This window comes from Vibrio tarriae, assembly GCF_002216685.1.
Lineage (GTDB): Bacteria > Pseudomonadota > Gammaproteobacteria > Enterobacterales > Vibrionaceae > Vibrio > Vibrio tarriae.
The window spans coordinates 1,894,074-1,905,967 of sequence record NZ_CP022353.1; the positions used below are offsets into that span (position 1 = coordinate 1,894,074).

11 protein-coding genes are annotated in these 11,894 nt (G+C 46.9%); 3 read left to right on the forward strand and 8 right to left on the reverse strand.

The window, feature by feature from the left end; translation table 11 throughout:
- Positions 1-9 precede the first annotated feature (9 nt).
- The 6 genes from CEQ48_RS14350 to gmhB form a co-directional block, all read right to left on the reverse strand.
- On the reverse strand, positions 10-1,635 hold the full coding sequence (locus tag CEQ48_RS14350; protein WP_198301166.1) for an ATP-binding protein: 1,626 nt from the start codon (positions 1,633-1,635) through the stop codon (positions 10-12).
- Positions 1,632-2,354: a response regulator gene (locus CEQ48_RS14355; protein ID WP_089071709.1), complete on the reverse strand. Its 723-nt coding sequence runs from the start codon at positions 2,352-2,354 to the stop codon at positions 1,632-1,634. The genes CEQ48_RS14350 and CEQ48_RS14355 overlap by 4 nt, the downstream gene beginning before the upstream one ends.
- 124 nt (positions 2,355-2,478) lie before the next feature.
- Positions 2,479-4,167 carry an alpha,alpha-phosphotrehalase gene (gene treC, locus CEQ48_RS14360; protein ID WP_089071710.1) on the reverse strand — a complete coding sequence of 563 codons (1,689 nt, stop codon included), beginning with the start codon at positions 4,165-4,167 and terminating at the stop codon, positions 2,479-2,481.
- A gap of 79 nt (positions 4,168-4,246) precedes the next feature.
- Entirely contained in the window at positions 4,247-5,671 is a 1,425-nt protein-coding gene (gene treB / locus CEQ48_RS14365; RefSeq protein ID WP_181714758.1) for a PTS trehalose transporter subunit IIBC, read from the reverse strand.
- A gap of 238 nt (positions 5,672-5,909) precedes the next feature.
- Positions 5,910-6,860 carry a trehalose operon repressor TreR gene (gene treR / locus CEQ48_RS14370; RefSeq protein WP_089071712.1) on the reverse strand — a complete coding sequence of 317 codons (951 nt, stop codon included), beginning with the start codon at positions 6,858-6,860 and terminating at the stop codon, positions 5,910-5,912.
- A 65-nt stretch (positions 6,861-6,925) separates the two neighbouring features.
- Positions 6,926-7,486, reverse strand: coding sequence for a D-glycero-beta-D-manno-heptose 1,7-bisphosphate 7-phosphatase (gene gmhB / locus CEQ48_RS14375; protein ID WP_089071713.1), 561 nt, complete (start codon positions 7,484-7,486; stop codon positions 6,926-6,928).
- Between the two features lie 234 nt (positions 7,487-7,720).
- Between gmhB and metN the strand changes: the two genes are divergently transcribed.
- From metN to metQ, 3 genes are read left to right on the forward strand one after another with little or no spacing between them, the layout of a single operon-like run.
- Entirely contained in the window at positions 7,721-8,755 is a 1,035-nt protein-coding gene (gene metN / locus CEQ48_RS14380; RefSeq protein ID WP_089071714.1) for a methionine ABC transporter ATP-binding protein MetN, read from the forward strand.
- The gene (locus CEQ48_RS14385; protein ID WP_089071715.1) at positions 8,745-9,422 is read left to right on the forward strand and encodes a methionine ABC transporter permease; all 678 of its coding nucleotides are present in this window, start codon (positions 8,745-8,747) and stop codon (positions 9,420-9,422) included. Before metN ends, CEQ48_RS14385 begins: the two co-directional genes overlap by 11 nt.
- Before the next feature lie 36 nt (positions 9,423-9,458).
- Positions 9,459-10,268: a methionine ABC transporter substrate-binding lipoprotein MetQ gene (gene metQ, locus CEQ48_RS14390; RefSeq protein ID WP_089071716.1), complete on the forward strand. Its 810-nt coding sequence runs from the start codon at positions 9,459-9,461 to the stop codon at positions 10,266-10,268.
- A gap of 285 nt (positions 10,269-10,553) precedes the next feature.
- Here the strand turns inward: metQ and CEQ48_RS14395 are convergent, their stop codons facing one another.
- Both CEQ48_RS14395 and syd read right to left on the reverse strand, forming a co-directional pair.
- On the reverse strand, positions 10,554-11,330 hold the full coding sequence (locus CEQ48_RS14395) for a Zn-ribbon-containing protein (protein ID WP_089071717.1): 777 nt from the start codon (positions 11,328-11,330) through the stop codon (positions 10,554-10,556).
- A 1-nt stretch (position 11,331) separates the two neighbouring features.
- Positions 11,332-11,880 carry a SecY-interacting protein gene (syd, locus tag CEQ48_RS14400; protein ID WP_181710856.1) on the reverse strand — a complete coding sequence of 183 codons (549 nt, stop codon included), beginning with the start codon at positions 11,878-11,880 and terminating at the stop codon, positions 11,332-11,334.
- Positions 11,881-11,894: the final 14 nt, after the last annotated feature.

Below are 11,894 nucleotides of genomic sequence, written 5' to 3' on the forward strand. Positions count from 1 at the left end.
TTTAGCAATTCATTGACTATTTGTATCCAACTTAGTCACATTTCCCACCGTAATCTCTTTCGGCCAACGTAATTCAAAACGCGCACCACTGAGTAAGTCAGAACGTTTCACCTCGACTTGGCCTTGATGCCAACGAGTAATTTGCTTAACAATCGCTAACCCAAGACCATGCTCTTTTTCACTGCTGCGCTCCTGATTATTCAGTTGCACAAAAGGTTCAAAAATACGTTCAACATCGTCAGGAGTGATACCAACACCGTCATCTTCAACAGCCAATATCAGCTCTCCTTGAGCTTCGTTAAAAGAAAGATGTATTTCCTGCTTGGCATACCGCGCTGCATTGCTCAGCAGGTTTTTAACGGCTCGTAATAAAGCCCGGTGGTCAACAAACAGCTTCTGCTGACGTAGAGAATCAGATACGTCCACTTGCAGTTTTAGATGTGGATTCTCAAGCCGGAAAAGGTCGGCTTCTGCGTCTAAGTTTTCCGTGAAATAGCAGTAAGAAAAATGGCTGATGTCGGTGATTCGGTTATAGCGCGACAGCACTAAGGTTTGATTGATCAAGTGGTCGAGGTCTTCAATGCTGGAATGAATGATTTGGCGGTATTTGTCTTTTTGGCTTTGCGCTATGTCTGGATCATCCAACATTTCAAAGGCAAAACGCAGACGATAAAGCGGTGTACGCAAATCATGTGCAATCGTATTAGTTAGGGTTCTTTGACTTGCGATCAGCTTTTCTATGTTGTTGGCCATTTGATTGAAGGACTCGCTTAATTGAGAGATCACCGAAAGCCGAGAGGTTGATGCTCGTTTTGAAAGTACGCCTTGCCCAAACTCATTGGCGGTTTTCACTAGCCGTTTGAGATCTCGCCACAAGGGAAAAATCCACATCACTAAGGCAATAGAAATACCTAGAAAGAAAAGCCCCGCTATGGCTGTTGTCAGTTTCAGTTGCGTTTGATAAGAGATATTGTCTTCAACATGTAGCCAAATACCTTCATCAATAGGAGCCAGTAAAATCATGCTGCCTTGGGGATTCAGGTAACTGATCATCTGTCCTTTGGCTGCACTGAGCTTTTCCTGCTCAATCGGCAATAAATCTGCCTCTCGCACTAAACTTAGTTTTAGCGGAATCAAACGATTCTGCTCCGCGATACTGGTTTCCCACTGGCTACGAGGTTGACTACGCAGATCTTCAATGGCGAGTGATAGCGTTCCTCGCGCTTGGTTTAATGCGCCCAGTTCTCTGGATTCATTAATCGCGAAATAGAGCACCTTATTACTGTTCGGGACTCGTTGTAATAAAACATTAGGGTCGCCATCTTGGAAAATAAGCTCGCCACTTTGTAAAGCTGGATAAAACAAAGCGGAGGATGCGTAGCTCTCTAACTCATCCAAACGTAACGAATAAGTAAAATATTGAGCATAATGTTCGACGATCACAGGCCACTCGGTAGGTGGAGCGTGCTGTAGCTTTCCTGATAGAAACGAAAAGTTGCTTCGGTAAACAGGCTTATAGAAGTCTTCCGACAGAGTGCGTGTAAGCTGTTGGATTGGGTTAAATTGATTGGGGATAATGAGCAATAAAATGGGGAGAAACACCGCAACCCAAAGCACCCAAAATGCTCTAATCATTGCCACTCCCCTTCTTGTACCGCACACAACTGATAACCTCGGCCGCGAATGGTTTTAATTAGTCGAGGTTCATTCGGGTCATCGTTAAGTGCTCGCCTTAGTCTTGAAATCCGCCTATCAATCGATCTATCTAAACCATCATATTCAAAACCTCGGATCTGTTGAGCTATGTCATCTCGCGTGACTATGGTGCCGACATTTTGCGCAAGCAGATACAGAAGCTCAAATTCACTTGTGGTTAACCTGACTGGGCATTGCGCTAACAGCACCGCCCTGTGTTGCAGATTCATCCATAAAGAGCCAATGCGTAACTCATACTTATCGCCTTGAGTATTGCGCTCTTGGCGACGTAACAAAGCGCGTATTCGAGAAAGCAACAACCGCGGTTTAACTTGCTTTACGACATAGTCGTCAGCTCCAAGTTCTAAGCCCATCATTTGATCGATGTCGTCATCGAGTGCCGTTTGCATCAAGATCATGCCTTGATATTGTTCGCGAATAGCGCGGCAAACTTCCATACCGCTTTGACCAGGTAACATAATATCCAGAATGACCAGATCGGGTTGTGCATTCAAGATGCTATCTACCGCTTGAAGGCCATCAGTAACAATAGTGACATCAAATTCATAGTGGTTAAGAAAATCTTTAATCAGCTCCGCAAGCTCTAAGTCATCTTCAACCAGAATCACTCTGTTAGATTGAGGTAAAGTCCCGTTCATTATGTCCACATCCATTGTGCAAGAATCCAAACTATAGCGAATTGAGCTTAACCTTTATGTGACGATTTGTGACCAACCAAGAACAAAAAGCCCCGACAATGCGGGGCTGAAAAGTGATTGAATCCTATAGGGGTGACTCAATCAGGATGATGCGTGTTTCGTATGGACGTAACACTTGGTGCGCCAACACGCGCTGTAATTCAATACCCGGATAGTTGCCTAGCAAGTAGAGCGCATCATCGAGCGGTAATTCTGGCAGAACGCATTCGGTTTCGTGACCGTAATAGTTGTTCAAACAGATCAACACTTGTTTCTGATTACGACGCTGATAAGCAAAAATCTCTTTATGCTCCGGCAACAAGTCGGTGTAATCACCGTCCGTAATCACCGCCACTTTCTTACGTAGCGATAGCAAACGACGGTAGAAATAGAACACCGAATGCGGGTCTTCTAACGCGGCCTGTGCATTGATTTCAGGATAGTTATGCGCCACTTCAATCCAAGGTTCTCCACGAGTAAATCCAGCTTGGAGACTGGCATCCCATTGCATTGGCGTGCGTGAATTATCACGAGATTTTTGCGCCAAAATCGCCAGCATGTCACTTTCAGAGACACCTTGTTGCTGCACCATAATTTGGTGAATGTTGATGCTTTCAACATCGCGATACTGCTTGATCGACGTAAAGCCTGGGTTGGTCATTCCAATCTCTTCACCTTGATAGATATAAGGTGTGCCTTGCATTAGGTGAATGGTGGCCGCCAGCATTTTGGCTGACTCAACTCGGTACTGCTGATCATCACCTAAACGGCTCACAATCCGCGGCTGATCATGGTTACACCAAAACAGTGCGCCCCATCCTTTGCCATTCAGCCCCGTTTGCCAATGATTGAAAATTTGCTTGAGTTGCAGAAAATCAAACGGCGCTTTCGTCCACTTTTCGCCATTCGGATAATCGACTTTCAAATGATGGAAATTAAACACCATAGAAAGCTCTCGACCATCGAGCGCAGAATATTGTTGGCAATGTTCTAAGGTAGTTGAAGACATTTCGCCGACAGTTACGCTGCCATAACGCTGGAAAACATCATGGCTGATCTCTTGCAGATACTCATGCACTCTTGGGCCATCGGTGTAAAAACGACGACCATCACCGATTTCATCATTGGCAAAATCTTGTTGCTTGGAAATGAGGTTAATCACATCAAGTCGGAAGCCATCGACACCTTTTTCCGCCCAAAATCCGATGATGTTTTTTACTTCTTCTCGAACTTGCGGATTTTCCCAGTTCAAATCGGCCTGCTCTTTGGCAAACAGATGCAAATAATACTCACCGGTCGCTTCATCCAGCGCCCACGCACTCCCGCCAAATTTGGATTGCCAGTTGTTCGGCACACCACCGTTAACCGGCTTATGCCAAATATAGTAATCACGGTAAGGGCTATTGCGATCGCCCAATGCAGATTGGAACCAAGCGTGTTCGGTTGAGGTGTGGTTAACCACGATATCCATGATGATGCGAATACCACGACGATGGGCTTCTTTCAGCAGTTGTTCGAAATCTTGCATCGTGCCAAAGTCTGGGTTAATCGCGTAATAATCGGCAATGTCATACCCATTATCGACCATAGGCGATTGATAAATCGGCGTCAGCCAAATCGCTTCAATCCCAAGCTTTTGCAAATAATCGAGCTTGCTGATAATGCCTTGCAGATCGCCCACGCCCTTCGCGCCACTATCGCAAAAACTTTTCGGATAAATTTGATAAATTGCAGCGGTTTTCCACCAAGGCATGGATTGGGTTGAGCTACTCATACTACTCTCACTTACTCAAAAAAATTGACTCCAAAACAGAGAAAGGAGTGGCGTAAACCACTCCTCAATCGGGTACAGATTAGGCAGCCGAAACGGCCAGTTTGCCTGAACTCTGTGCGCGCTTGTACATCAGCAGAGTCAATGCTGCGGGTACCAAAATCGCAATTAGCATGGCGACGAGGTAAATACTCCAAAACTGCGGCTGAATCGAGAGAATACCCGGCAAACCGCCGACACCGATACCGTTGGCCATTACACCAGCGCTACCACAGACTGCAGCAGCCAAAGCACTGCCGATCATTGCGCTCAGCATAGGGAATTTGTATTTAAGGTTGATACCGTACATCGCAGGTTCAGTTACACCAAGGTAAGCGGAAATCGCCGCCGGTACAGAAATGTCCCGTTCGCCGTGCTTTTTACTGATGATAATGATGCCCACTACCGCCGAAGCCTGAGCAATGTTGGATAGCGCAATCAAAGGCCAAATTGGCGTACCACCCAGCTCTTGCATCAGCTGCAGATCTACCGCGTTAGTGGTGTGGTGAATACCAGTAATCACGAGAGGCGCATACAGAAAGCCAAACAGCGTCGAGCCAATTACCGCAAAATCACCCGTCATCGCCGCTTTCGCCGCAAATGCAACACCATCACCAATCACGCGACCAAATGGACCGATAAAGGCGTGGGCAAGCACCACTGACACAATGATTGATACAAACGGCACCACTACCAGATAGAGGTAAGAAGGCACCACACGTCTTAAATTATTTTCAATAAAGGCTAATGCCACACCGGCCAAGATAGCGGGGATTACCTGAGCTTGGTAACCCACTTTTTCAATCGCAAACAGCCCGAAATCCCACACTTCTGGCACTTCTTTACCGATCAGGTAAGCGTTCATCAATTGCGGAGAAACCAGCGTTACCCCAAGGGTAATACCGAGGATTGGCGTACCGCCAAGTTTTTTCACGGTTGACCAGCAGACACCGACAGGTAAGAAGAAGAAAATCGCTTCGCCAATTAACCACAAGAACGCATGGACTGATGCCCAAAACTGACTGATTTCAGTCAGAGTTTTGCCATCAAACATGCGAATGTCGCCAATCACATTACGAAAACCGAGGATCAAACCACCAGTGATGATCGCAGGCAGTAGTGGCACAAAAATTTCAGCCAAATGGGAGATGCCACGCTCTAGCACATTCATGTTTTGACGCGCAGCCACTTTCGCATCGTCTTTGGAAACCGCTTGTTTACCCGTTTGTTCCAGCAGCATTTTGTATACGTGATCGACTTCGGTACCAATCACGACTTGAAATTGTCCAGCATTGGTAAAGCAGCCCTTTACCATACTTAGTGCTTCCAAGCCCGCCTTATCAGCCTGCTCTGGCTGATTCAGCACAAAGCGTAAGCGTGTCAAACAGTGAGTAACGCTCGCAATATTGCTTTCGCCTCCCACCAATTCGATAAGACGCGTAACGTCTTGTTTCGCAATCTTACTCATATCCTCGTCCACCCTATTGAATTGTTATGCTTGCAGCAATTGGGAACAGTCCCAAATCAATTGGTGCGATATTGACACAATGCATAACAGATAAAAATGGGAACAATCCCATTAATTGAATGCGATCACATTGTGCGTTATTTGCGCATGATTTTAGTGTAGTAAAAAGAGAGTCAAACTCGCGAAACAATACAATTCACGAATTATCAAAGGACATAAATAAAAAAGAAGGAGGCCGTTACCGCGATACTGGCATCTGTGTTAGATGCATACAGCCGTTTTCAGGGCCACACAGTTGCTCGATCAGTAAATCGGCAGCTAATTTGCCCGCTTCACGATAGCCGGGGTCGACACTAAAAATGTTCGGAAATAGAAAAGAGAGCAGTTCATTGCCCCCAACCCCAGTCACCACCACATCATCACGTTGCAGCTCTTGTAAACGCTTAATCACACCCAGTGCCAAAGTATCACTGGCACACACAATCGCTTGAGTTTGCTCAGTCAGCACTTTATCCACTAGCTGATAGGCGCTTTCATGGTGTAGCTGCCCGGTTTGGTAATTCGCGACAATCTTATGCTGCGTGCACCAGTTAAGGTAAGCATTAAGCCGTTGCTCACCCGTGGTTTTGTCCCGTGGGTCGACCCCAATGAACGCGATATGACGTAGCTGTTTTTGGGCTAGATGCTGCAGCGCACGCTCAATCACGCCTGCATTGTCATAGTTGATCGAGGAAATCTCGTCGCTGTGCATAGCCAAGAGCACGCAGCGATGCTGCCAACTGAGCAAGGCATCGTGATCGATATCGGTAAAGCCAAACACGATCACGCCATCCACTTGTCGTTTGGCCAGCACTTTTAAATGGGCATTGGTTTTTTCACGGCTAAACTGGCTCTCCATGATCACCACATCGTAACCGTGAGCATAGAAGGCTTGCAGCATAGTGCTGACCGCTTTGTTTTCAGAAGGAGAATCCAGACGCGAGATAATAATACCCACGACTTTTTGGCTGCCACCACGCATGGTTTGTGCCGATTTGGATGGCACATACCCCGACTCCGCAATCACCTGCTCCACTTTAGCGCGGGTTTCAGGTTTCACTTTGGGATCATTGGTTAACACGCGCGAAACGGTGGATTTACCAACGCCCGAGAGTCTAGCAATGTCTAAAATCGTCAGTTTTCGATTCATGCGCTGTGTTTGGTAATCATCAATAAGAAAGATAAAGATCAGCAGATAAGGCCGCTGAAGCGACCTTATTTTTTCACTCGCAGTAGATAATGAGGCACATCGCGAATGCTATCGAGCACGACGCTCGCCAAGGCTTCGCCTTGCTCAGTAATAGGCTTACCGGTGCGCACCAAAATCTTAGTGCCCACACCCGCCGCTTCTGCTGCCATCATATCTTCCGCTTTGTCACCGACCATCACCGAATTAGTCATGTCAATATTGAGGAAATCACGCGCCGAAAGAAACATACCCGGCTTAGGTTTGCGGCAATCACACTCTTCTTTATATTGCCCAATTCCATGTTCAGCATGGTGTGGACAGTAATAGATACCGTCAAATTCAACGCCATTATCGGCAAAATTCCAGTCCATCCACTGGGTGAGAGAAATGAAACGCTCTTCACTGAATTTGCCGCGCGCAATGCCGGATTGGTTGGTGACCAACACCAACAAATAGCCCATACGCTGCAAAGCCGCAGTCGCTTCAAATACACCTTCAATAAATTGGAAATCGTGCTCATCATGCACGTAACCGTGATCGACGTTGATCACGCCATCACGGTCCAGAAATACGGCGGGTTTGGCCAAAATGCTATCTCTTTCAAGTCACTTTGCGCGAATTATTGCACGCTTTATTTTTTTCATCACTATCTATATTTTTTAGTCACTATCTAATTACTTTCTCGTCTAATCAGTTACAACCATTTAGACGTCTAGACGTAAAAATATCTATTGACTTAAACTCGGCAAGCCCATAGCATCGACTACCAATTGAGGAAGAGGCCAACAGATTATTCTGCCTCGAGCAGTACAGGGTTGCACATGATTGAGATTAAAAGCGTAAATAAGGTGTTCTATCAGGGGGATAAACAAATCCACGCCCTGAAAGACATCAATTTATTCATTCCACAGGGTACGATTTTTGGGGTGATTGGCTCATCCGGTGCCGGAAAAAGTACGCTGATCCGTTGTGTCAACATGCTAGAAAAACCGACCAGCGGCCAAGTGATTGTCGATGGTGTGGATCTCACCACGCTCAGTAATCCACAACTGTGCGCGGCTCGCCGTAACATAGGTATGATTTTCCAGCATTTTAATCTGCTTTCATCACGCACTGTGTTTGAAAACGTAGCTCTGCCACTTGAGTTAGCGGGCCAATCACAACAGCATATCGAAACGAAAGTGACTGAATTGCTGGCCCTGGTTGGTCTCTCTGAGAAAAGAGAGAGCTACCCAGCCAATCTGTCAGGCGGCCAGAAGCAACGTGTCGCGATTGCACGCGCTTTGGCAAGCGATCCCAAAGTATTGCTGTGTGATGAAGCCACCAGCGCGCTCGATCCAGCGACAACGCAGTCGATTCTGGAACTGCTCAAAGAGATTAACCGTAAGCTCAACCTGACCATTTTGCTGATTACCCATGAAATGGATGTGGTGAAAAGCATCTGTCACGAAGTGGCGATCATTGGTGGCGGAGAGCTGGTAGAGAAAGGCACAGTCGGCGATATTTTTGCTCATCCGAAAACCGAGTTGGCGCATCAATTTATCCGTTCAACGTTGGATTTGTCGATTCCAGAGGATTATCAAGTACGCTTACAGCCAACTCGCGTGGCGGGCAGCTACCCATTGGTGCGTTTGGAATTTACCGGAGCGACCGTGGATGCGCCGTTGATGACGCAAATTGCCCGCAAATACAATATTGATGTCAGCATTCTGAGCTCAGATCTGGATTACGCTGGTGGAGTGAAATTTGGCATGATGGTCGCTGAAATTTTTGGTAATGCCGATGATGATGAAGCCGCAATTAATTATCTGCGCGAAAACAACGTTAAAGTAGAGGTGCTGGGCTATGTCCTTTAATACGATTGCACAATGGCTTGCACTCAATGGCGACCTACTGCTAACCGCCACATGGCAAACACTGTATATGGTCGCGATTGCAGGTGTGGTGGGTTTTGCGCTAGGGATTCCGCTTGGGGTGATTCTACACACCACTAAAAAAGATGGCTTGCTAGAAAACCTACCGCTCAATAGCATTCTTGGTGCGATTGTTAACGTAGGTCGCTCCGTCCCCTTTTTAGTGTTGATGGTCGCGATCATTCCAGTCACCAAACTGATTGTCGGCACCTTCATCGGTACCACGGCGGCGATTGTCCCTCTTACGATTGGAGCAATTCCGTTTGTAGCACGACTGATTGAAAGTGCACTGCTTGAAGTGCCAACCGGCTTAGTGGAAGCGGCGCAGTCCATGGGCGCGACGCCACTGCAAATCATTCGTAAGGTACTGCTGCCTGAAGCGCTACCGACGATTTTAAACTCAGTCACGATTACACTTGTGACACTGGTCAGCTACTCAGCCATGGCAGGTACCGTTGGCGGTGGTGGTCTGGGCGATGTGGCTATCCGTTACGGATTCCACCGTTACGACATCACCATCATGGCGGTCACAGTAGTCATGCTGATTGTACTGGTACAAATTATTCAATCCATCGGTGATGCGTTGGTACGCCGTGTCGATCATCGATAAGCAAAACAAAAGCCTTTTTTGAACAAGGAGTTCATCATGAAGTTTAGCCTGAAAAGTTTACTGACTATTGCTGCTGCAGCCTCAACCCTGATTTTGGCCGGCTGTGGTGAAAAAGCCGTGGATAACAACAAAGTGAAAATTGGTGTTATGGCAGGGGCTGAAGCACAAGTTGCGGAAGTGGCAGCCAAAGTGGCTAAAGAAAAATACAATCTGGATGTCGAACTGGTGACTTTTACCGATTACGTAACACCAAACGCGGCATTGGATGACGGTTCTATCGATGCGAACGCTTTCCAGCACAAACCATACTTAGATAAACAAGTCGCTGATCGTGGTTACAAGCTAGCGATCGTCGGTAACACCTTCGTTTACCCAATCGCAGGTTACTCAAAACAGGTCAAATCGGTTGATGATCTACAAGATGGCGCACGCATCGCGGTTCCAAACGATCCAACTAACCTAGGTCGCTCACTGTTGCTGCTGCAACAACAAGGTCTGCTCAAACTGCGTGAAGACGTCGGTCTGCTAGCGACCGTACGTGACATCGTTGAAAATCCAAAGAAACTTGAGATCCTCGAATTAGATGCTGCACAGCTACCACGTTCACTGGATGATGTTGCTCTGTCTATCATCAACACCACTTATGCGAGCTCAATCAACTTAACACCAGAAAAAGATGGTATCTTTGTTGAAAATAAAGAGTCACCATATGTAAACCTCCTAGTAGCACGTGAAGCAAACGTGAACGCGGAAAACGTACAAAACTTCAAGAAAGCCTACCAAACCGAAGAAGTCGCTAAAGCTGCTTCTGAAATCTTCCAAGGTGGCGCAGTTAAGGGTTGGTAATGGCTTAACATTAAGCATTAGCCTTTAAAAACAAAGCATTGAAATAAGATCAAAAAAGGTTGGCTTTAAGCCAACCTTTTTTATTACCGCGATCCTTTTAATACTGGCGATCCTTTTAATCCTGAGATACCCAAACTACTTGGAGTTGCAGGTAGGCGGCAAGTGAGTTCATCCCCATGAGCATAGATACACTATGTGATTGGGGTGAGCAAACGTAGCCAACACCGCTGCAGCTTCAAGTAGGAAGGGTATAGAAAGACCGCGAATGTGGATGCTCTCCCAACGCTATTTCAAATGATCCCAAGAAATATTGGAGACGATTCGGCACGGCTCACAACGGAAATGGAAGATGTCATGCAGTGGCTCATCAAGCAGCCAGTGACCGCCACATTTAGGGCAAAGGCGCGCTTTTTCTTGCGCTAAACTACTGCCCCCCACCCGATACTGGTAGTAATACGTGGGTACTTTAGTCAAAAATTCAATCCGGCCACGTAAATCCCAACCTCGGCGGAACAAATCACTATCCACATCGCATATCTCATGCAGTGCGGCATGCTCAGCTTTGCACGCTCCGGCCATTTGCAACTCATCACACGCTTGCCACTCAGTTTGCCATTTGATCACCGCTTTGTGGTCACCATTAAAGGTCGGCGGATTACGATACAGTGGAATAGGCAACAGACTTTCACCACTGCGCAGTGGTGAACAAGTATGAACATAGGTAGTGTACAGCACTTGCCAACTCGGAGTTTCCTCTTCTGCAGCTTGTTCTGAGTTAATATCTAACCCAAGCACGCGAACTTTCGGCGCGAGCAAACTGGCCTCACTTAAACGGCTCACACAAGTTTCAACATATTCGGAATGAAATTTCGGGTGCAAGCTCTCTTTTTCAGGACACACGGCGCGCACATAAAACACCCCGTCGCCCAGCACAATAGGAAACTCACGCCCCAATACTTGTCCGTTATAGCGCAGCGCATCCATCAAACCATTGATGGCTTTATCCACGGCGCTGATGGTGGTGTTATCAAAACACTCAAATTCCAACTCAACCACGTACATCTCAATTCACCACAGGTTCAAGTTGTTCTAAAAATGCGGCAAGGTCAGCTGTCAACACTTCTCGTTGCGCCGTGCCAAGCTTTTCTAGGATCACATTGCCACTCAGGTTACACACTGAAACCACCGCCATTTCATCCTCGGTAGTCGCGATAAACACGGTTGGTTTTTGCTTTAAGCGACGCTGCATCACTAAATGACCCAAGATGTTTTCCTGCAAGCGGGTGAAATCATCTTCACTCCAAACTTGCAGCAGGGTTAATTCACGACCGCGCCAATGCGCGGGCATATCTGCACTAAACTGGCTGGCGTAAAACGCTTTAATATCCTCGTGCAGCGTAAGCTCAATCGCTCGCTCGACATTACTGAAATCCGCCCACACCTCCCGATTGACGGGACGCCAGCGCACCACATCGGTTAGCTCTTCAACCACACAAGGCGAAGCCAGTCCCAACAATTCATCATTTGCCGGTAACTGGCAGGTTTGCTGTGCACATTGTTGTACAAAACGCTGACTAAATGCACTCAAGGCTTGCACTACGCTTTGCGTCATAATCATCTCCATGT

Coding starts and splice junctions, on each gene's coding strand:
- CEQ48_RS14350 (WP_198301166.1), bottom strand. CDS start 1,635: ATGATTAGAGCATTTTGGGTGCTTTGGGTTGCGGTGTTTCTCCCCATT.
- CEQ48_RS14355 (WP_089071709.1), bottom strand. CDS start 2,354: ATGAACGGGACTTTACCTCAATCTAACAGAGTGATTCTGGTTGAAGAT.
- treC (WP_089071710.1), bottom strand. CDS start 4,167: ATGAGTAGCTCAACCCAATCCATGCCTTGGTGGAAAACCGCTGCAATT.
- treB (WP_181714758.1), bottom strand. CDS start 5,671: ATGAGTAAGATTGCGAAACAAGACGTTACGCGTCTTATCGAATTGGTG.
- treR (WP_089071712.1), bottom strand. CDS start 6,860: ATGAATCGAAAACTGACGATTTTAGACATTGCTAGACTCTCGGGCGTT.
- metN (WP_089071714.1), top strand. CDS start 7,721: ATGATTGAGATTAAAAGCGTAAATAAGGTGTTCTATCAGGGGGATAAA.
- CEQ48_RS14385 (WP_089071715.1), top strand. CDS start 8,745: ATGTCCTTTAATACGATTGCACAATGGCTTGCACTCAATGGCGACCTA.
- metQ (WP_089071716.1), top strand. CDS start 9,459: ATGAAGTTTAGCCTGAAAAGTTTACTGACTATTGCTGCTGCAGCCTCA.
- CEQ48_RS14395 (WP_089071717.1), bottom strand. CDS start 11,330: ATGTACGTGGTTGAGTTGGAATTTGAGTGTTTTGATAACACCACCATC.
- syd (WP_181710856.1), bottom strand. CDS start 11,880: ATGACGCAAAGCGTAGTGCAAGCCTTGAGTGCATTTAGTCAGCGTTTT.